This is a genomic window from Bifidobacteriaceae bacterium (genome assembly GCA_031281585.1).
Taxonomy (GTDB): Bacteria; Actinomycetota; Actinomycetes; order Actinomycetales; family WQXJ01; genus JAIRTF01.
The window spans coordinates 1-19436 of the sequence record JAITFE010000039.1; the positions used below are offsets into that span (position 1 = coordinate 1).

The window sequence follows — 19436 nt, forward strand, 5'->3', positions numbered from 1 at the left end:
CCGACGATCCGCAGGCCCTCTACGACCGATCGAACGCGGACACCAGGCGGATGGCGAACCAGGTGTTCTTCAAGCGCCTCTACATCACCGAGCGGGCCGAGGGCGCTCCGCCGAGGGCCGTACACGGGGTGGAGGCGGCTCTGCTCTACCCATGGGACGAGTTCTGCGACCCAGCCGTCCAAGCCGAAGCCGAACAATGGGCAGCCGCCCAGCCACAAGTCCTAGAACAGTCAAAACGTGGACGCCAGATAGCGGTTCAGACGGGCAACTGTTTGAACTTGCCCCGTTTGGGGTGCTTGGCCAGGCGGCCGTTGAACATTGCCCCCAAGGGTTTCGTGCTGTATAACCGCTGGTCGGCGCGGGTTTCAGGATGGGAATCTGGCGGCTCGGACTGGCGCTTGGAGGACGTTCGGGGCGAGGTCGCTGACCCTAATGGACCTTCTAGAACATTTCTCCGCGCTCCGTTGGTCGCGGACTTGGCTTGCGAGTACGTGGCTGGCGGGACGGTGCGGGGCTTGGCGCGGAAGCACGGAATCGCGCGCTCGACGGTGCGGCGCAAGCTCGTCCGCGCGGGCGTCGAGCCTTCGCAACGGAGACTGGCGATGTCGGAGCCGCTGATGCGGACAATACGGTCCTTGCGGGATGAGGGCTGGACTCTCCGGCAAATCGCCGACGAGGTTGGCGTCTCGCATCCCTCGGTCCATCGGCTTCTGGCTCTGGGCACCTGAGCGGCCGCCGGTGGTGGTCGGCCGGGGGTTGCGAAACACCGCCCCAAGGGCTGATCGGTCAGGTTATGACGGTGTGGGGAGGAGCTTTAGGCCCCAGACGCCGCCTTGGGACACGCAGTCAAGAGCGAGCAGGCCCGCCACTCTTGCCAGGTCCGATTGGTCGTGGTCCTCGAACAGGGTGTCCACCGCCGGCAGGAATCGCGTCACGGGGATCGAGTATGTGGCGTCCATGTCTTTGTCGCTAAACCCGCGATCCGGTTGGCGGATGACGATGGGATCAGTTCCCCGGTAGACGAGCCCGCATTCAAGCGTGTAGCCGCGCCTTGTTCCGAGCAGCCGTGAGGCAGCGGCCACGGTAGCCACGAAATCGGCGACGCCGGCCTCGACGCAGCGACTCGCGGTTTCGTTCAGGTCGCCAAGCGAACCGCTGAGCATGCCGCCGATGCTCCACGCCAGCGAGACTGCGCCGTCGTTATGGATAGCCACCATCAGCGATCGGTGTCTCGGGTCGCCGTCTTCGTTGTCTGATCGGGCGACACGGCGCCGGTGGCCATGACGCGGGTTGAGAAACACGTCGTCCGAGACGTTGCAATCGTCATAAGGAGACATTCCCCAGTTCGCGCCGGCCATCAGAAGCCCCTTGGCGAGGGCTGCGGCCTCGGCGAAGACGGCCACAACATCTTCTTTGCTGGGCCTCCCCAGGCCCTCGGGCCGACCGATCTCCGGGACGGCCGCAGCCACGAAGCACACTCGTTTGTTTACGTGGGAATTATCTGCCGCTTCCTGGTACAGGAATTCTCGTCGTTCGCGCGCCGCCCCTCTGGTGTCGAAACGCCGCCGGTAAGCCGACTCCAGGTGGCGTTCTGTCATCCACGCGGTTTGAGGACCGTCCCGAAACGGTGCTTTGAAGCGGTTCTGGTCCACCATCAAGTGGGGAGCGTCCAAGGAGTCTGGGATGGCCACGATGGTGACCGCACGGCTGGCGCCGTCTTCGATCACTGTGAAGTCGATGCCGGTGATAGCGGGACGTGTGGCGCTGGCGACTCGCTGCCGGTATGACCGTTGATCAGCGTCAGACAGCGCAACGCCGTTCCTGAAGACCCCCGAGGCTTTGGTTGTCGCTTTGTCTTCGTCGATTCCGAGGACAATCCAGCCGCCGCCGCTGTTTGCCATCGCCGCCGCATCTTTCACGAGGTCGCCTTGGTCGGCCCTGCTCGCCTCGCCTTTGCCTGCTGATTCCTCGCCTTGCGCTCGGTCGGCGTCGCCCGGACCAGCGTTCGCGCGGTTCTTGGAGCCGTACGCCTCTCGCTTCCAGTCCAAGTCGGCCCGCTCCCGAACCCGTTGCGCCAGAACAGCCTCGATGTGCTCCCAAGTCAAGTCTTGGGCGGGGATGCCCAACTCCCTGTGCACCGCCGTGTATCGCATTCCCATTGCTCTCGCCTTCCGCCTGGACCCGATCACCATCGGATCGCGAGCCCCATTTTGCCAGGCCGTCGTTCCATTGGGCGGGATTAGCAAGCTCTGCGAAGGCTGCCAGAGCGCACCTGGCCCGTGACCACCCCGAGCGCGGGATGCCAAGAGCCGCGCGGGTCCGCCGACAACCGCAGGAGCCGCCGATGTGCCGCCCGGAGAATGATCCGAACAGGAAGCCGCTGCGATCAGCGAGCCTGTTTAGTGGGTATGGCGGCCTAGATCTGGCAGTGGAGGAAGTGTTCAGCGCGGAGACGGTGTGGTTTTCGGAGGTCAGCGAGCCGGTGGCGCGGGTGTTTGCCGCGCATTGGCCGGGCGTGCCGAACCTGGGGGACATCACTGCCATCGACTGGGCGGCGGTCCCGAGGGCGGACGTTTTGGCTGGCGGCGTGCCCTGCCAGTCCGTCAGTTCCGTGGGTCGCCGCACTGGGCTGGCTTCGCCAAACGAGGCCACCGGGTTGTGGGCGCACATGTGCGCCGCAATAGAGGCCATACAGCCCGAATGGGTTGTGATCGAAAACGTTCGGGGGCTTCTGAGCACGCCCGCCGGGCGTCCGGCCCGCGAAAGGAGCCAAGATGGGCAAGAACAGACAGGGCGCGCCGGGCGGGGCGCGGATGCCGTTCGCGGTGTGGAACCCGGAGTTGGGGGACTGGGAGTCCCCGCAGCTGGATCTCTTCGCGCAGCGGGCGCGCTTTGGGGAGACTTGGCCGACCTCGGGTATGACACGCGGTGGCTTGGCTTACCGGCTGCCGCGGTGGGAGCGCCTCATCACCGGTTCCGGGTGTTCGCGGTCGCCCGGCGCGCTGCTGCGCACACCGCTCGCGTCGGACTCTATCCGGGGGCGCGAAACGCTGGCGAAGGTCAAGGCGCGCAAGGGCACTATCGCGTTGACCCACCAGGTGATGGAACTCGTGGCCCGCGGGTCCGATCCGACCGAGGGGGAGGTGGCGTTCGCGTTGGCGGGGACGCTGTTCGACGTTGGGGACCTTACGCCCGGGCCGTCGCCAGGTGGGAGCGGATCACTGGCAGGCCCGCCCCGGCCCCGGCCGTCTTGACCGGCCAGGGCCGCCCGAGGCTCGCGCCGGTGTTTGTCGAATGGCTGATGTCGCTGGACGAGGGCTGGGTGACGGCCCCGGAACTCGGGTTGACCGAGGTGGAGCAGTTGCACGCCCTTGGCAACGGTGTCGTCCCCCTCCAGGCCGTCGCCGCGTTGACGGCGCTGACCGGGACGGCGCCGGTTTGAGACCTGGCTGCGGGTTGGCGGGTCCGGGCGGGTTGGGCTGGCGGGCGTGAGGTTGTTGGGGGCCGGGATGCCCGGTCCCGGTGGAGTTGGGGAGGGCGGAGCGCGGCGAGGTGGCCGCCGCCCTGGACGGGCTGCCTGCCCGCAGGGACGGCGCTGCCCCGGCCGGGTTGTCGCGGCCCGCCCGCGGGGGTGGCGCGCAGGCGGCCTGCTCACATCCCGATAGACGGCCGGGCGGGCGCCGGCGCGGTCGGCGCGAGCGGCCCGGCGATCCCCGGAGTGCGGGTGTTCGCGGCCGATGCCGTCCGGCCGGGTTTTGCTTGGATGGCGAGTTCGGGTTGGGTCCACCCGTCCGGGGCGCCGTGTCCGGCGGCGCGGGCGATCAACGCCCGGACGGTGTTCGCGTGCAGCCCGGTGACCGCAGACAGGTCCCTCGGGCTGGTTTTGGCCCGGCGGGCGGTGTCCAGCAGCAGGCGGCCGAGTTGGTCGCGGGCCTGCCCGGTTTGGTTGTGGCTGGCCAGGTACTGGCGGGTGGTGGTGAGCAGGTTGTGGACTTGGGTTGGGGTGATGTCAGGCACGGCCGGTCACCTTCTCCAATAGGAACGCGCGGACCCATTGGCGGCGCAGCCGGTCGGCGAGGGGTATGTCGCCGGTGTTGATGGCGTCCGCGATCCGCGCCTCCAGCACCGCGAGCGGCTCAGTTTCGGTCATAACCGCCAAGTGCGGGAGCTCGGCCCTTGGGGGCGGTGGCGAGCACCTTGCCGGCGACCACAATCCCGGCCGCGCAGAGGCACAGGCGGCGGGGGTTTCCGATTGATCCAAGCCGGCCACCGGTTTGGGACGCGGGAAGGACCGCCATGAACCACCAACACCAGCACCAGCCGCCCGGCCGTCCGGCGGGAGCCAGACCTGGACACCGCCATAGCGGCAACCGCCGCCGCCTGGGGAAGGGCCGCCGTCTCGCCTTGGCCGTTGTCGCCTTCGTGTTGGCGGCGGCCGGCGCGCCGCTGGCCCTGACCCCGGCCGCCGCGGCCGAGTACGTCACCGGGGAGTGGGGTGCCTACCAGGGCGAGAGGACGTTCTGGGGGAACATGACCGTGGGCGGGGTGTATGGGATGTGCGTCGACCCCGGCGCGGAGCCGCCCGGGTCGCTGTCGGACGCGAACGCCCGGAAAGTCTGCGGCGGCGTCGTGAACGGCGCGCCGGACAAGACCGCGCAGATGGCGTTCCTGCTGGCCCGGCACCTCACGGACACCGACACGCAGACCCTGGTGTCCTTGTCCCAGTTCGCGCGCGCCGAATACCACACAGGCATCCCCGTCACCTACCCCGCCCGGTTCGACCAGCTTGTCGCCGAGGCGTCCCAGGCCGGCCCGAAAGACGCCTACGTCGAGGTCGACCTGACTGGGCTGAAAGTCTGGGCGGGGGTCGTGGCCGGCGGTCAGGCCGCGAAGGTCGCCGGCGGGACGCTGAACCGGGTTGACGCGGACTTCCTCGCCGGGTATCCCGCCACGGTGGCGATCACCTCCGGGAACGCCACTTTCAGCGACGGGACCACCGCCAAGACCACCACCACCGGGACGGCTGCGGTCTCCCTGGCGATCACGGCCCGGCACGCGCTGGTCGCGGACGAGAAAGTCACCGCCAGCATAGAGGTGGCGGGGGTGCCGCAGGCGTGCTTCATGCTGCACGAGGAAACCGCCCACCAGCGTGTCATCACACCCCTCTACACCACCCTCGCGAACAAGCACACCGGCACGGCGAGGCAAACCCCGTGGACGCCCGCCATCGCCACCGAGGTCACCACGCCCACGGTAGTCAAAGGCTCCGCCGCGGCCGACAGGGTGAAAGCCGACGCGGTGTCGGGTTCGTGGCCGGTCCTGGAGTGGGCGGACGCGGCGCAGACGAAACCGAAAACGTATGTGCCGTTCACGGCGGCCGGGCAGGTCGTCCGCGCCAACCAGCCGACCCCGCCGTCTGCCACGCTGCCGGCCGGCGCAACGGTCATGCCCGGCAAGCAGACCGTGACCCTGCCGGGGCCGGGCTCCTGGCAGGCCGCGGACGTCGCCCTGCCAACGTCGGCTGGGGCCGGGTATTACTCGCTCCGCTGGTGCATAAACCCGGCGGACCAGGGCGGGAACGCGAAGTACCTGACCGGCGGCCCGTACTGCGACGGGTATTTCACGGCGACCGAGTTGTTCACCGTGCCGATGACGCTGGCCGTGACCACGAAGGTCCCCGCCGCGCGGGTCGCGAAAGGCTCCCCCGCGGACGACACAGTGACAGTTTCCCTGCCCGACCCGGCCGACCAGTGGATCACCGGCCCGGACGGCAAACCAGTCACGGTCAAAACGAGGGGAACTCTGTACGGGTCGAGCACCCCGTTCACCGAACAGGCGGAACCGCCCGCCTGGGCGGTCAAACTCGGCCAAGCCACCGTCAACATCGCCCTGCCGACGTCGGGGCGCGACCCTGTCACCGTGCCCGCCCCGGCCGGGTTCAACCTTCAGGGGTCGGCGTATTGGACGTGGGTTTGGGAGATCCGCCGAGCCGACCAAACCCCCGAGGTGGCCGGGTTGCTGGCCGGCGACGCGAAAGACCGGTTCGGGCGGGCGGACGAGTCCGGGCTGACGCCCATGAGCATTGCCATCGCGTCGAAGCTCCCGGACCAGCACCAGGCGAAAGGCGAAGCCCCCGACGATGTGATCACCCTGACCCTGCCCGACGGAAACGACCAGTGGATCGCCCTGCCGGACGGGAAACCAGCCACGGTGAAAGCCACCGGCGTCTACTACGCCGCATCGAAGTCGAGCTTCGTCATCTCGGACGGGCCGCCCGCCGACGCGAAAGCGCTGGGGACGGCATCGGTCGAGGTGGTCTTGCCGACCTCGGGGCGCGCCCCGGTCACGGTCGCGGCTCCGGCGGGGTTCGCGGTGCCGTCCTCCCAGTACGGGACGTGGGTGTGGAAGGTGATCCGGGCGGAGCAGTCCCCGGCGGTCGCGGCCATGTTCGACAACGACGCGGCGGACCGGTTCGGGCAGGCGCTGGAAACCCACGTCACCCAAATGGAGTTGACCATCAAATCCGAGGTCGCCGCCGCGACGGCGCCGGAGCCGGCGAGCGGCTCTACAGCCGAGGTTTGCGACTCGGTGTGGGTCGAGCACACCGGCCCGGACGACTTGTGGCTGAACCAGTGGGGGACCGACCAGCCTGTCCAGGTCAAAGTGGACGGGACGCTGCGCCACTCGGCTGTCCCGGCGGCGCAGACCGTGATCCCCGGCAACACCCCCGTGGTGGGCGACTATTCGCTGGTGTTCACCGCGGCCGGGCGGGACCACGCGCAGCGTGTCTGCCACACCGTCAGCCACGGGGATTACGGGGCGTACGGGTTCGCGTGGCGGATCGACCTGGGCTCGCAGCCCGCGGCGACCAAAGACTTCCTGTCCAAGGGAGCCGCCACCCCGTTGTGGCTGCCCGTGGAGACGACGATGGTCCGCCGCGTCCCGGTCATCCACACGACCGCCACCATGCTCCCGGCCACCAACCACGGCGCCGAAGAGGTGTTCCTCGCCGACGAGATCTGGCAAACCGGATGGCCGGACGGCCCGGACGACACCGAACTCCACGGCGCTGTCGGACACGGCGGCTGGGACGGGTACGGCCCGTGGGAGGCGGACGGGCGAACCATCACAGTGGAGTTGTGGCGGATAGAAGGAGAGGTCACCCCCGAATCCTGCGCGGCGGACAACCCGGACGCGAGACTGATCACCTCCAACACCGCCACCCCGGCGGCCAACACTTGGGGCGGCTCCCAGAAAGTGTCCGGGTCGAGGTTCAAAGCCGAAGGCGGCGACGCCACCTACACGTTCGTCGTCACATGGGCGGGCGACGCCCGCACCGAACCGTACAAGTCGATCTGCGGCGAGCGGTCCGAAACGATTAGCCTGGTCCACCACGCCCCCGAGTTCGCCACCGAACTCGTCACCGCCGCCGAACCCGGCTCCGACGCGAAGACCGCGACCGGCCGCGCCGAGCCGATAACCATCGAACCGGGGACGGAACTGGTTGACGTGCTGCACGCCTGGCAACCCGACCCCGGCGCCCGGGCGGCGGACATGACCGGGTGGGAGGCCACCTGGGAGGCGTTCTTCATCCCCGCCCAACCCGGCGAAGACGAGGGTCGCGTCGCCTGGCCCCTGCCAGCCGAACCGAACGCGGCCCCGGACCCGGCCGGTCCGGCCGCTGTTTGCACGCCGGAGACCCGCTTCTGGGCAAGCGAGAAGCCGGTGCCGGTGACCAAGACCGGTTCGTACCGGTCCCCGATGTTCGCCGCGCCCGACCAGGCCGGCGCCGTGCTGGTGGTCGAGACCGTCACCGACGCGAGCGGCGACCAACCCAAGGTCGTCAGGCGCGGGGTGTGCGGTGCCCCATCGGAGACCGCGCTGATCGTCGCGCCGCCGGCGCCGGGCATCACCACCACCGCCCCGGCGCAAGCGACCACCGGCGAGATGATCCGGGACGAGGCCGCGTTGACCGGGCCGTTCTCGGAGGGAACCACCGTCGAGTTCTGGTACCAGCTGACCGAGTTCGCCAACCCGGACGCGGCACCCGAGGACCTCGAATGCGCCGCCCCCGACCCGGACGACATGGCGGGAGCGGTCGCCATCGGCGCCGTGGCCCTGGACCACCAAATCCCAGCCGGGGATGTTGAGAAGCTGTTGTCGCCCGAGTTCACGTCCGAGAGGCCGGGCTGCACCTGGATCAAGGAGATCGCCTGGCAGCCGGGCGGCGGCCCCGACCGGGAGGTCCTCGCCCAAGGGAAGTTCGGGACGCTGGCCGAACGGACCGTCTGGCATGGGCCGCCCGAGTCCCCGCCAGCCTCGGCGCCGCCGACGCCGGGCCTGCCCCGGACCGGTCCGGCCGGAGCGTTGGGGCTCGCCGCCATGGCGGCGCTGCTGGTGGTCGTGGGCGTGGGCGTGCTGGCCGCCCGGCGGCGCAACCACAAGCAGGAGGCCAGGCCATGAATCGGGTCGTGTTCTCGTCCGCCCGGATGGACTGGCGCACCCCAGCCGACGTCTACGACGAGTTGAACCGGGAGTTCTGCTTTGACTTCGACCCGTGCCCGCCCGACCCCGGCTTCGACGGGCTGGCCGTGCCCTGGGGCGATGCCAGCTTCGTCAACCCGCCCTACGGGCGGGAACTCCCGAAATGGGTCGCCAAAGCCCACAGGGAAGCCGCCCTCGGCAAGACCGTGGTCATGCTGATACCCTCCCGCACCGACACCCGCTGGTGGCACGACCACGTGATGGCCGCCCACGAGATCCGGTACATCAAAGGCCGGCTCCGGTTCCACGGCGCCCGCCACGGCGCGCCGTTCCCCAGCTGCCTCGTGATCTGGCGCGGCGGGACGTCCCGCCCGGAAGGCCGCCCCGTCCTGACCCCGATTCCTGCGGAAGTCCCGCCTCCGCCCGGCCGCGCCGAACCGGGCCACCCGCTCCGGGAGCGCCCCGCGACGCCGGCTGCGGGACGGGGCGCGCTGTGAGCGGCGCGCCAAAGCGGGCCGCCGGGAGGCGCGGCGGCCTGGCTGGAGAACTGCGGAACTGGGCGGCGGGAACCCGGCGGGCCAGGGCGGCGGTCGAGTTGGCGTTGTCCGGCGCGCGCGGCCGCCTCGTCTACCCGGGCGCGCCGTGGATCGAACGGCTGGGAACCGACCAGGCGGAAAAGTCCTACGCCAGGATCGACCCCGCCAAGCTGATGAGCGAAGCCGGGCCCTTGTCGTCCGGCGAAAGGCTGGTCGCGAAAGTGGTCGCGAACCTGCTGGACGACGAAACGCTGGTGCCGCTGGCGGATCTGTCCCGCCTCGACCCCGGACAAGCCCGGCTCGTGCTCGGCGCGCTCCGAACCGCCGCCGGCCTCGAACCAGCCGGCCCGGCGCCGCGCGCCGGCATGACCCCAGCACCGCCGGGCCGGCCAGCGCCAAGGCTCGGGATCTGACCGCACGCCGCCCCCGCCGTTGACGCGTCGCCTCGCCGTCGATGTCACGGCGGCGGCCGGCCCGGACGGCCCGGGGACGCGCTGTGGCGAGGGCGCGACTAGGCGGTACGATTCGTGGAGATGGAACGGAGGCGCAGAGCATGAGCATGACGACACCAGATGTGGTCCCGGCAGGCTCGCCGCGCGCCCGGGATGACGAGGCCACGATCGATGACGTGGTGCTGTACGACATCGCCGCCCAGGCGGCGACGAGCCTGTCGGCGTTGATCATCCAGCGGCGCCGCGCCTCCTCCGGGGGCCTTGAGCGGCGGAGTTGGGACGCGCGCATGCGCCTCGTCAAGCAGCAGCGAGCCGCGCTTGGCCGCCAGGACCGCGCCGGTCTGATCGCCCAGCGGCAAGCGTGGCTGGACGAGGCCGAAGCGCTCGCCCTGTCGTCAGCGGTGTGAGCGGACCGGGGATCGCCACCGAGGCGTGGCTGCGCGCCGTTTTCGACTCCGAGGTCTGCGGCGACTTGTTCGCGGTCCACAGCCCGCCGGCAGGGCAGCCGGCCCTGGTTCTGCTGGGTGGTCAGCCGGCGGCTGGGAAAACCCAAGCCCAGGACGCGATCCTGGCCGAACGACCCGGCCTGGTCCCGATCACCGGCGACGACCTGCGCGCATACCACCCAGACTACGACCGGCTGACCGTCGAAGACCCTTTCGGCATGCCCGCCGCGACCGCGCCCGTCTCCGGCGGATTGGTCCGGCTCGCCCTAGACCACGCGCTCGCGGGCGGCTATTCCGCGCTGCTTGAGGGCACCTTCCGGGACCCCGCCGTGGTGGACGCCACAGCGGAGCGGTTCGCGGCGGCCGGCTACCGGGTGGAGGTCGTGGCCATCGGCACCCCGGACCCGGTCTCGCGGCTCGGCGCGGAGCAGCGGTTTCTCGGCGCGGCCGCGCCCCGCGGAGCGCGTTGGACGCCTCCCGAAGCGCACGAAGCAGCGGCAGCCGGCGCGCCCGCGACCGTCGCCGCGCTGGAAGCCAGCCCGTCCGTCACCCGAATCCAGGTCCGTTCCCGCGACCGCATTCTCTACGACAACACCCGGCTTGCCGACGGCGCCTGGGAGGGCGGCCCGGGCGCGGCGGCCGCATTCAAAGCGGAACAGGCCAGGAGTCTCGACCCGGCGCAGGCGTCCGCATGGCTGGCCGCCTACGCCTGGGTGTTCGAAGCCGCGAGAAGTCGGCCGGGCTACCTGAACCAGCAGACGATCCCGGCCTACCGGCGCCTCCAAGGCGACGCCGAAACAGTTATCACCATCGTCGCCGCCAACGACTCGTGCGTCGACCCCGAAGAACTGCTCCACGCCCAACGGCGCCGCGCCATCATCCTCGAAACCGCCGCGCTGGCGTCCTGACCGGCGACGACAAAGAGATCGCGGGACGGCATAGGCAGGCTCCACCGGCAAGGTCGATGCCAGGCGGCCAACGTATGATCGCCGGGCTGCCCGGAAGCCCGCACCGGCTCTTCCCTTGCTGTGGTGGCGGGGCCCGCATCAGCGGTCGGCCTGGCGGGTTTGGGCCAGTTTGGCGCGTAACAGATCCTACGCGGGAGCGTCTGTCGAGACGGCAGCAAGAAGCTCAACATCGGAAATCAGCGTGAGAACGTCCTGATAGCGTTGCTCTGCGCTGTTAGCCGCGCATCTATCGATGATGGCTCCCAAAGGCTCGGCGGACGTAGCCAGCCGTTCGCGGCCAGTGAATATGTAAGACAAGACCCAACCAATCGAGTAGATCTCATTTACGACCCCATAGTTCTTGAAGCTGTCAAGAAGCGGGTCTCTGATTGTTCCACGCATCTCAGAGTCTGTTCGAGTGAACTCGGAGGCCCGGTCCTTGACGAGACCGAAATCGGACAGTTTCACCAACACCGCGCCCTTGGCGTAGACCTTGAGTAGCACATTCTGAAGGCTGATGTCGCGGTGCAGCAGTCCCTCACCGTGAAGGTAATTGATGCCGTAGAGAAACTGGAGCGCGATGCGCTTCCGCGAAGAAAACGAGAGGCTGTTGTTCCTGCGCGCCACGTAGGCCCTCAAGGTCTCATCGCAGAACTCCATGCGGTATTCGTCGCGGGCCTCGTCGTACCCGTAAACCTCGACGATGTATGGGAAGCTCAGACCCCTCATCACCTCGAACTCCTGCTTGAACCGGTGCAAGTCGCGTTCGCTGAGATCTCGCTTTGCCCGTTTGACAGCGAACTTGATGCCGTAGTCGGGGTCAACAAAAGAATAAACGGTGGCGTACGATCCCTCGCCAACCAGCGTGAGTCTCGCAGGCGTTGCGGCCTTCTTGAGCGTTACCGTAGAGTCTGTTCGCAACAAGACCGGCTCGAACCGCACCACGTCGATGAGCTCAAAGTCGTCAGGCACGGTGCTGCCGCCGCTCCAAGATAGCCACGGCTGGCACCGTTCGAGCGCTTTCCGGTAGCTCTGATCAAGCTCAACCTCGATCCCAGCGCGGTTGAGGTCGCGAAGATCTTGCTCAAGCTCGTCTATGAGAGCCAGCATTTCGCGGCTGTTGTCAGCCCAGTAGTGGTGAGTCGTCTTCGCGCGGTCATTAATACCCTCGAAATGCTGGTTCAGACACTGATGCAGAACCGAGAACATATGGCCGAAGTCACGGTCATCGTAGAGCCGGGTGAAAGCGGCGGAGGCTTGGCGACCCGCGTACCTCTTCTTCAGGTCACCAATCATGAGATCGGTAGCGTTCTCCAAGAGACCAACACCCTCCCGTCCGGGCTCCTGGAAAGCACCCTTGACTGTTCGATAATGAGATCATTTGATCGCCGATCCCAAGAAGAACCTGCACGCGCAGGCGGCATCGCCAGCCTATCGGCAGGCGCAACGCTCGGGATGCAGGTGCTGAGAGGTTTCCGGGCTGAAGCGGCGTGCAACGCCGCCGGCGCGGATCCAATGGCCTGAAGGGCTCAGGCGCATCGCCAACGGGTGCCGTTCGACCTTGAATCAGCCGCGACGCGCCGCTTCGCCGGGTCAACGGCTCAGGCGAGTCCGCCAGAAGAGCGTCCTGGCTTGCGGCAGGACATGTGCCTCGGCGCTGACGAGAGAAGCGGCCGGACCAGAAGTCCCGCCGCCCGCCATCCGTTTGCCAGCAGCGGGGGTATCCATTTGACTCGCCATGCCCGTTGGCTCGTGTGCCTTCGTGCGGCACGGCCAAGGCGTTCGAGCAGGTCACATTGGTAGCGGCTTGTTCTGGCCGCCGGATATGGCGACCAGAATGGATGCCCCTTGGCCGGCATTCCGCCGGGCCGGGGAAGCTCCAAATGGATGCCGCAGTTTCGGCGTGGGTTCGTCTCGGCTGCAGGCGCGGGCGAATCTTTCAGAGGCTCTGAAAGAATTGGTCGGATCTGGTGACGGGCCGGTGCGAGGCGCTGCTGGCTGCGGGAATCAGGCATGCCGAAGGCCGTTGGCGGTCCGGCGGGTGTCCGAGTCGGAAGCCGGCCGTGGTCTACAAACCCAAGGGACGACTTGCTGCGGGCGCGGGTCGCCGATGGGACTCGGGAGGGGCAGGCGTGTTGCCTCTGTCCGCCAGCAGGCGGCGCACCCGGGCGGCGTCGCACTGTTGCACGGCCGATGCAGCCGCGGAGCCAAGCAGGTCCGGGCCGGTGACTTGGTGCCGGTCGCGGTAGGCGGCGGCAGCGAGGGCCGCGCGGTCCCAGCGGTGGCCGCCGGGCTGGCTTTGGGGGCGGGGCCCGAGTCCCGCGAGCCACGCTTCCCCGGCCGCTGCGGCCCGGTCGAGGACTTCTGCGGCTCGCCGCCGCAGCGCGGCCTCGCGCTGGTCGAGGGCCTGTTGGAACGCGGCGGGCATCGGGCCCGTGGCTTTCGGGATCAGCCCGGCGATGAAGTCTGGTTGGCGGCGGCGCGCCGGCGCGCGCTCCAAGCGGTCGAGGACCTTGCCGAGGCGGGCGTGCAGGACGGCGGCCGGGTCGGCGGCATCGTCCAACGGGCGGGCGGCCGCGAGACGCGGCAGTTCGGCGTCCGGTTCCCAGCCGAGGGTTTCGGCGCGGCGCAGCCCGGCGGCCAGCGGCCCGAACGCCTGGGACGCCAGCGCGGCCTCCGTTTGGTTGGGCGGGAGCCCGCACCGGCGGATGAGCCCGGCCCAGCGGTCCTCCATCGCGGCGGCGGCCAGGGTCTCGTATTCGGCGGCCAGTTGGGCGGTGTTGTTCCAAGCCTCGTGCTCGATTTGGATGGCCTGGTGGGCGGATGGCTCCGCGCCCTGGTTCCGCAGCACGCCCGTGAGCACGTCGCGGGCGGTGGCGTCTTCCCGGTCGGAGGGGTGCGGGGCCGTGTGGGCGTCGTCGGGCCGGTCCGTGGCCACGTACGCGAGGTTCGCGTCCCGGCCGCGGGTCAACGCCACGTACAGGTTCTCCCTGGTTGTGGAGGGTGAGACCACCACATGGCTGGTGTCGACGGTGACGCCTTGCGCGCGGTGCGCGGTGACCGCGTAGCCGAGGTCGAGCGATTCTGCCGCGTAGGGGGCGGGCAGGGTGACCGACGCGCCCCGCGTGTAGCCGGCGCGGCGGATGGTGACGGCTCCGTCCGGGTGGGTTCTGAGCACGGTCCACCGGTCGCCGTTTCGCACCCAGCCTGTCCGGCCCGCGACCAGGCGGCGGTCGTTGAGCCGGGTGATCACGAGGTCGCCGCGCGAGCACCGCGACCCGTCGCCGAGGGCGGCCTCGCTGGTCGGGTCGACTTGCCCGGCTGTGATCCGCTCGTGGCGGGCGCGCTGGTTCAAGTCCCGCACCGTCGCGGCGCTGTCCGCGATCAGCAGGGAGGCCCGCCCGGCGGCTGTGTCCGCCCGCCAAGCTTGGTAGGCGGCCTCGACCATGTCGTCCGTGTGTCCGCCCAGGACGCGGCCGCGGGTTTGGTAGGCGTCGAGGGCGGCGGGGCGGCCGTGGCGCAGTTCCAGGGAGGCGAGTTTCTCCCAGTCGGCGCGGAAGCGGTGCACGTCGGTCAGTTCGGGGGCGTCGTCCCGGTCTGAGACGAGGAGTTGGAACGCTCCGCCGGCGTCGACGGATTGGAGTTGCGCCCAGTCGCCGACCAGCAGGACTTTCGCGCCCGCGTCGGCGGCCAGGCCGGTGATCCGGTCCAGTGTGAACGTGCCCGCCAGGGACGCCTCGTCCACGATGACGAGTTGCCCGTCGTGGAAGCCGGCGCCGCCCCGGTCGTGGTCGGCGAGCCATTTCGCGGTGTTCTCGGTCGCGATGGACAGGTCCTGCCCCAGCACGGCAGCCGCGGTGGCCGATGGCGCCAAACCGACCACCGAGCCGGGGCCCCGCTCCCGCTCCCAGGCGGCCCGCAGCGCGGCCAACGCGGTGGTTTTCCCCGCGCCTGCGGGGCCGACCAGCACGTCGACCTGCCTGCCCGAGCCCGCCACCGAAGCCAACGCCTCGGCCTGGTCCGGGCTCAACACCCGCCCTCCGGACGCGGCGGACATGGCCTGCTCGGCGGCGCAGGGGGCGAGTCGCGGCGCGGCCCGGTTCCGGGACCGGGCCAACAGCCGCTCCTCGGCCTCCAGCAGCGCCTCGGACGAGAACACCGCCATGCGCTTCGGGCGGAACACGCTCGACCCGTCCGAACGCTGGAACCCGGCCGGGGCGGCCAACTCGTCGGGAGTCAACCGGAGCGACGCCCGCTCGGCGGCGTCGACAACCATCCCGACCACCGCCTCCCGGTCCAACGCGGCGGCGAACCGCCAGCCCATGGTCTGTCTCGACGCCTCGGCGTGCAGGTTCCAACGCCGCCACGTCGAGCGCTTCTCGCCCACCGCCGCCACCACCGAGGTGCCCAACCGGTCGATCACGTCCAACGGGATATCGTCCGCCCGCAACACCAGGCCATCCCCGGCGGCCAGCACTCCGCCAGCCCACGTGGCTGGGTCGGCGCCCAACAGGTGCCGGGCGCGGCCTCGCCACCCGGCGCACAACTCCGCCAAGGAGCGCAGCTGCTTGTCGGGGCGGGTCGCCAGGGTGGCCTGCTGGCGCAGTTTGATGACCGTCCGGGCGGACGGCTGGCGGCCGTGCCTCGCCGCGTAGTCGGCGACCAGACGGTCCTTCTCGGCGTCTATGTCGCCGGACCGGGACGAGAACTCACGCACCAACGCCTCCCCGACGCCCTGAACCTCCCATGCCGGGTTCCGGTTCCTGCCCCGGTCCCGCTGCTCCCAGCCGGCGCCGAACAGGCGCGTGATGCGGTCCGCCAAGACCGCGTTGTAATGCTCCGAGATCGCCACAGTCGCGGCGTGCATCGGACGCGAGTCCAACGAGCGCCAACGCCCGTCGAACACCGACATCACCTTGTTGCTGACAACGACGTGCGTGTGCAGTTGGGGATCGCCGGCGCGGGAGTCGTAATGGTCGAACGCTGTCGCCAACACCCCGGTCACGTCGACCTGCGCGACAGCGCCGTCCCTGGTGGCCAGGCCGCTGCGCGTGGCGGCGACCTCCCGCTCCATGAAGTCCAGCACGTCCGCGACCGCCGCGTGATGCGCCTGCGCGAGCAAAGCCTGAGTGCCCGCGTCTGCCAATCCCCACAACACGCTGACGCTTTTCGGCGGCGAGAACGTGTAATCAAACCCCGCGACCGCCCGCCGGGCGCCGCGCGCCGCCTCCTGCGTCTGGATCTGCCGCACCGCTGCAGCGCGGTCCTGCTGAGGCAGGTCTGCGGGCAACGCCGCAATGCGCTGCGCCGCGCGGTCTTGCCGCGTCGCGAACCGGTAGTAGGCGGTCCCCAGCGCGGCGCCGGTGACCGGGTGCAGGCCCCCGCCGATCAGAAGCTGCAACTGCGCCTCGGTCACATCGTCGCCCGCCGCGATGCCGCCCTCGCCAAGCGAACCAAGGCCCGAGCCCATCCACCGGCCCGGCGGTGTCCCGGCCTCCGCGTAATACCTCGTCAAAGGAGTCGACAAGTCCCGGTCCCCGTCGCCTGCCGCAACCGACTTCAGGAGATACTTGTAGCCGTCCCCAGCCGACATGACCCGCATCGAAACCGTCACAACCCCGCCTCCTTCCCGCCAGAAGGTGCGCCGCGTCACCCCGCCCGACCGAGGGGTGTCGGCGGACCCGCGTTATTGATGGCGGGATTTATTGAATGTGAGGAGTGTGCTGCGGGGCGGTTGTGGCGCGTGCACCCGGTTGCGGGGTTGAGCCTTCTCCGAGGCGCGGTCAGGCCATGTCGCGGTGCGTTTGTCTTGGCGTAGTGGCGGGCTGAGGCGTTGGCGGGAGGCCCCGGACGAGGCTAATCGTTTCGGTGGCCGTTCAGCGGACGATCTTGTGGATGAACTGGATTGCGTCCTCAACTCGTGTCTTGATGACGAGCAGTTGGGCGAGCCCGAAGCTGCCGGCGTGACCGTGAGTGCCCTTGTTGAAGTCGTTGAAGAGCGCCACTATGGAGTCGATGTCGTCGTCCACGAATTCCGCTAGCGCATCGTTCGAGTCGCCTTGCCGTTCGAGGCAATACAAGATCTTTGCTCGGCGCGACACGCTGCCGTTCGGTGTCTTGATGCAGTCGGGATTCGCGGCCCGGACCGCGGCATCGGGTGCGGCGTTGTCAAGGATCGTTGTTATGATCTCGCGTGCGCTGGCGCAGAAGTGGCGGGCGGCGTCTGGGTTCTCGGGGTTGAGCGCGAACAAGGCGCCGCGCCAGCGGGCGTCCAGGTCTTGGCCGATGTCGGCCAGTTCCGACGTGAGCGCGGTCGCCTGAAAAGACCTCGTGTCGGCCTCGGGATCGGCTTCGTCGGCTTCCAGCAGGTTCAGGGTTGCGACGCTGTTCGCGGTTTCATCTTCGACTAAGTCGAGCAGGTCGCGGTCGTCCGCCCACGCGCCCGCTTCGACAGATGATTCGACCCTGGCGAAAGACTGCCGCATGACGCGCACGGAGGCCCGGTATGAGACGTACGTGGTGGTCGCCGGCCGGGACCTGAGCTTGCTCAGCTCCCGGTTGAGGCGCTGCCGGGCGGCGCGGACGCGGGCGTTGTGCGCACGCGCCTCCCGGTTGTAAGCGTTGACAGCGGAATTGAACCTTGACACGGCCTGGCGCTGCTTCTGCTCCGCCTGCCTGGTCTGCTGTTTCAGGCGGTTCATTTGGCTGCGGAACTGGCTCGGGGAAACCCGGCGGGCCACCGGTCACCACCTCGTGGTGTCGGCGTGGAATTCGATTCGGGTCCCGCTGCTGATCATTTGCGCGTATTCGGTCAGTTCAGGTTCGCTGATGCTGCCGCCGTCGCGGGCGAACAGGACGCGTAGTGCGGGCTTGATTTCAGCGGCGGGCCGTCCCCGATACCGGCGCCTGAGCGTTTCCATCTCGGCGGTCATACCGGTGGCGATGTCCGCGATACCTGCGGCGGCTTCCTTCTCGAGGGCTTTGCGTAGAGCACGGTCATCGAACTTGAACGAACTGGTCATGTTTGCTCCTAACAGCATCTAGGCATCTGACGGCCGGATCGCCGACACGCTCGCAATCAAGGCTAGAGGCGAGGTCTGACACTGAAAGTGCCTCGAGGGCGCGCGATTGAGATCTGCCCGCCCGGAACTCGCGTGGGAAACGGTGCCACCTGCGCGGGCATTGTCGTCAGAAGGGCGGCTTGTCGCATCCGTAGGCCGCTTTGACGTGTTCGGCGTCGGGGTGGCCGGTGGCGGCGGCGACGGCCTGCCAGTCGATGGCGGCGGGGTCCATCTGCTCGATGGTGGTTCGGACCATGTGGTGGGCGTAGGCCTCGATGATTGTCCAGATGTGGACTTCGTCGGGGCTGCCGTCGAGCGGGGTTCCCCATTTGTCGGCGAGGATCGCTGCCGCGGTTCGGATGGCTTGGTGGAACGGGGTGGTCGTGGTCATCGTTGGGACTCCGTCCTGTCGCGTATGTAGCCGGCCCAGTCGCGGGCCGACAGCGCCGCCCACTTGACGGCGGTGTTGGGGTGTATGCCGATCAGGTCGGCCAGGACCGGCGCGGGGATGCGGGCGGCCAACGCGAACAGGGCGCCTTTGCGGCAGTCGAACGAGCGGATGCCGCGGTTGGCGAGTTCGGCGCGGATGTTCTCTGTGGCCATGGGTTTGCCTGGTATGCCGCCGGGGAACAGCCAGCCGTTGTCTTGCGCCACGTAGGTCGAGTGGCCCCTGCGGGCCATGTGCTCGGCGATGAGCCGATCGAGGGGCTCTGGCATCTCGATGGGTGTGGCGTCGAACGCGACGGTCGTCTTTTCTTGCTCGACGCGCGCTTGGCTGGCGCGCATGTGGACGATCCTGGTCAGCGGTTGCGCGAACAGCAGCGTGAACAGGCCGCCGACGCGGGCGTAGAGGCGGATCGTGTCGTCGTGGAGCAGCAGGTCGACGGCCTCCCAGCGTTCGGCGTCGCTCAGCGTGACCTCGGGTGTGGCCGGTGATCTGGGCGCCATTCTGAGGCTGCGGTTCACGCCCGTGCCGTGGAGCCAGGCGACGAACGTGTGGGCGGCGCCGCGCCGCCGGGGGTAGGCGGACAGGTACTGTTCCAGGAGCGCTTGGTCGAGTTCTGCCGTGCTGGAGCCACGCCGAGCCGCCCATTCGGCCAATTCGACTGCGGCTGTGACACGGTGGCGGGCGTTGTTGACCATCGCGTTAGTGATCTCGCGCCGGTCGGCCTGGCGGCGGAGGTCGCGGATAATCCGCCAACGGGCGTACCGGGAAACGGTCTTGGCTTCGGTTGGCGCGAGGGGTGCCAGCCGGCCGGGCAGCCATGCCTCCATGCGGGCGATCCCGGCGTTATACGGTTCGAGCACGCCGACCGCGACGAGCAGGTCGCGCAGCCAGTTGCGCGACTTGTCGGACGGCAGCGCCTCGAACGTGGCGTGGCTGATCTCCACCTCCCCGCGGGCCATCGCCCGGAGCAGGGGCGGCCCGATGTTCGGCGGGCGGGTCAGCCAGGTCAACGCGTTCTGGGGCCGGTGCGAGGCGGTCATCTCGTCGAACACCGGCTTGAGC

General features: G+C 69.2%; 17 protein-coding genes and 1 pseudogene. 9 read left to right on the forward strand and 9 right to left on the reverse strand.

Going from position 1 to position 19436, the window contains the following annotated elements:
- The coding region (locus LBC97_04125; protein MDR2565243.1) for a hypothetical protein at window positions 1-728 on the forward strand (728 nt) is incomplete at its 5' end.
- Between the two features lie 63 nt (window positions 729-791).
- Here LBC97_04125 and LBC97_04130 read toward each other — a convergent pair.
- Window positions 792-2159 (reverse strand): ATP-binding protein, encoded by a 1368-nt coding sequence (locus LBC97_04130; GenBank protein ID MDR2565244.1) that lies wholly within the window; start codon window positions 2157-2159, stop codon window positions 792-794.
- A gap of 185 nt (window positions 2160-2344) precedes the next feature.
- On the opposite strand from LBC97_04130, the pseudogene LBC97_04135 reads away from it, so the two are divergent.
- The 3 genes and pseudogenes from LBC97_04135 to LBC97_04145 all read left to right on the forward strand — a co-directional run bounded on the left by LBC97_04135 (window position 2345) and on the right by LBC97_04145 (window position 3442).
- Window positions 2345-2749, forward strand: a pseudogene (locus LBC97_04135) (DNA cytosine methyltransferase).
- A gap of 25 nt (window positions 2750-2774) precedes the next feature.
- Window positions 2775-3254, forward strand: a complete 480-nt coding sequence (locus LBC97_04140) for a hypothetical protein (protein ID MDR2565245.1) — start codon at window positions 2775-2777, stop codon at window positions 3252-3254.
- Between the two features lie 29 nt (window positions 3255-3283).
- A complete protein-coding gene (locus tag LBC97_04145) occupies window positions 3284-3442 on the forward strand; it encodes a hypothetical protein (protein MDR2565246.1) in 159 nt (52 codons plus the stop codon).
- A gap of 209 nt (window positions 3443-3651) precedes the next feature.
- Here LBC97_04145 and LBC97_04150 read toward each other — a convergent pair whose 3' ends face one another.
- A complete protein-coding gene (locus LBC97_04150) occupies window positions 3652-4017 on the reverse strand; it encodes a hypothetical protein (protein MDR2565247.1) in 366 nt (121 codons plus the stop codon).
- A complete protein-coding gene (locus LBC97_04155; protein ID MDR2565248.1) occupies window positions 4010-4150 on the reverse strand; it encodes a hypothetical protein in 141 nt (46 codons plus the stop codon). Before LBC97_04155 ends, LBC97_04150 begins: the two co-directional genes overlap by 8 nt.
- Before the next feature lie 146 nt (window positions 4151-4296).
- Here LBC97_04155 and LBC97_04160 point away from each other — a divergent pair, with 146 nt between their 5' ends.
- The 5 genes from LBC97_04160 (at window position 4297) to LBC97_04180 (ending at window position 10826) form a co-directional block, all read left to right on the forward strand.
- A complete protein-coding gene (locus tag LBC97_04160; GenBank protein ID MDR2565249.1) occupies window positions 4297-8463 on the forward strand; it encodes a hypothetical protein in 4167 nt (1388 codons plus the stop codon).
- Complete coding sequence (locus LBC97_04165; protein ID MDR2565250.1) at window positions 8460-8981, forward strand: phage N-6-adenine-methyltransferase; 522 nt, start codon at window positions 8460-8462, stop codon at window positions 8979-8981. The genes LBC97_04160 and LBC97_04165 overlap by 4 nt, the downstream gene beginning before the upstream one ends.
- A complete protein-coding gene (locus tag LBC97_04170) occupies window positions 8978-9433 on the forward strand; it encodes a hypothetical protein (GenBank protein MDR2565251.1) in 456 nt (151 codons plus the stop codon). Before LBC97_04165 ends, LBC97_04170 begins: the two co-directional genes overlap by 4 nt.
- Before the next feature lie 140 nt (window positions 9434-9573).
- Window positions 9574-9879, forward strand: a complete 306-nt coding sequence (locus tag LBC97_04175; GenBank protein MDR2565252.1) for a hypothetical protein — start codon at window positions 9574-9576, stop codon at window positions 9877-9879.
- A complete protein-coding gene (locus LBC97_04180; protein MDR2565253.1) occupies window positions 9876-10826 on the forward strand; it encodes a zeta toxin family protein in 951 nt (316 codons plus the stop codon). Before LBC97_04175 ends, LBC97_04180 begins: the two co-directional genes overlap by 4 nt.
- A 186-nt stretch (window positions 10827-11012) precedes the next feature.
- Here the strand turns inward: LBC97_04180 and LBC97_04185 are convergent, their stop codons facing one another.
- The 6 genes from LBC97_04185 to LBC97_04210 form a co-directional block, all read right to left on the reverse strand.
- On the reverse strand, window positions 11013-12182 hold the full coding sequence (locus LBC97_04185) for a protein kinase family protein (protein ID MDR2565254.1): 1170 nt from the start codon (window positions 12180-12182) through the stop codon (window positions 11013-11015).
- 751 nt (window positions 12183-12933) lie between these two features.
- Entirely contained in the window at window positions 12934-16479 is a 3546-nt protein-coding gene (locus LBC97_04190; protein ID MDR2565255.1) for a relaxase domain-containing protein, read from the reverse strand.
- Window positions 16480-16741: 262 nt separating this feature from the next.
- The gene (locus LBC97_04195; GenBank protein ID MDR2565256.1) at window positions 16742-17605 is read right to left on the reverse strand and encodes a hypothetical protein; all 864 of its coding nucleotides are present in this window, start codon (window positions 17603-17605) and stop codon (window positions 16742-16744) included.
- A 3-nt stretch (window positions 17606-17608) separates the two neighbouring features.
- Complete coding sequence (locus LBC97_04200) at window positions 17609-17887, reverse strand: hypothetical protein (protein MDR2565257.1); 279 nt, start codon at window positions 17885-17887, stop codon at window positions 17609-17611.
- Between the two features lie 166 nt (window positions 17888-18053).
- A complete protein-coding gene (locus LBC97_04205; protein MDR2565258.1) occupies window positions 18054-18317 on the reverse strand; it encodes a hypothetical protein in 264 nt (87 codons plus the stop codon).
- The coding region (locus LBC97_04210; protein MDR2565259.1) for a hypothetical protein at window positions 18314-19436 on the reverse strand (1123 nt) is incomplete at its 5' end. The genes LBC97_04205 and LBC97_04210, both read right to left, overlap by 4 nt.

Excerpts from the sequence above, each read along its gene's own strand:
- LBC97_04130 (MDR2565244.1), bottom strand. The coding sequence starts at position 2,159 with ATGGGAATGCGATACACGGCGGTGCACAGGGAGTTGGGCATCCCCGCC.
- LBC97_04140 (MDR2565245.1), top strand. The coding sequence starts at position 2,775 with ATGGGCAAGAACAGACAGGGCGCGCCGGGCGGGGCGCGGATGCCGTTC.
- LBC97_04155 (MDR2565248.1), bottom strand. The coding sequence starts at position 4,150 with ATGACCGAAACTGAGCCGCTCGCGGTGCTGGAGGCGCGGATCGCGGAC.
- LBC97_04160 (MDR2565249.1), top strand. The coding sequence starts at position 4,297 with ATGAACCACCAACACCAGCACCAGCCGCCCGGCCGTCCGGCGGGAGCC.
- LBC97_04165 (MDR2565250.1), top strand. The coding sequence starts at position 8,460 with ATGAATCGGGTCGTGTTCTCGTCCGCCCGGATGGACTGGCGCACCCCA.
- LBC97_04175 (MDR2565252.1), top strand. The coding sequence starts at position 9,574 with ATGAGCATGACGACACCAGATGTGGTCCCGGCAGGCTCGCCGCGCGCC.
- LBC97_04200 (MDR2565257.1), bottom strand. The coding sequence starts at position 17,887 with ATGACCAGTTCGTTCAAGTTCGATGACCGTGCTCTACGCAAAGCCCTC.
- LBC97_04205 (MDR2565258.1), bottom strand. The coding sequence starts at position 18,317 with ATGACCACGACCACCCCGTTCCACCAAGCCATCCGAACCGCGGCAGCG.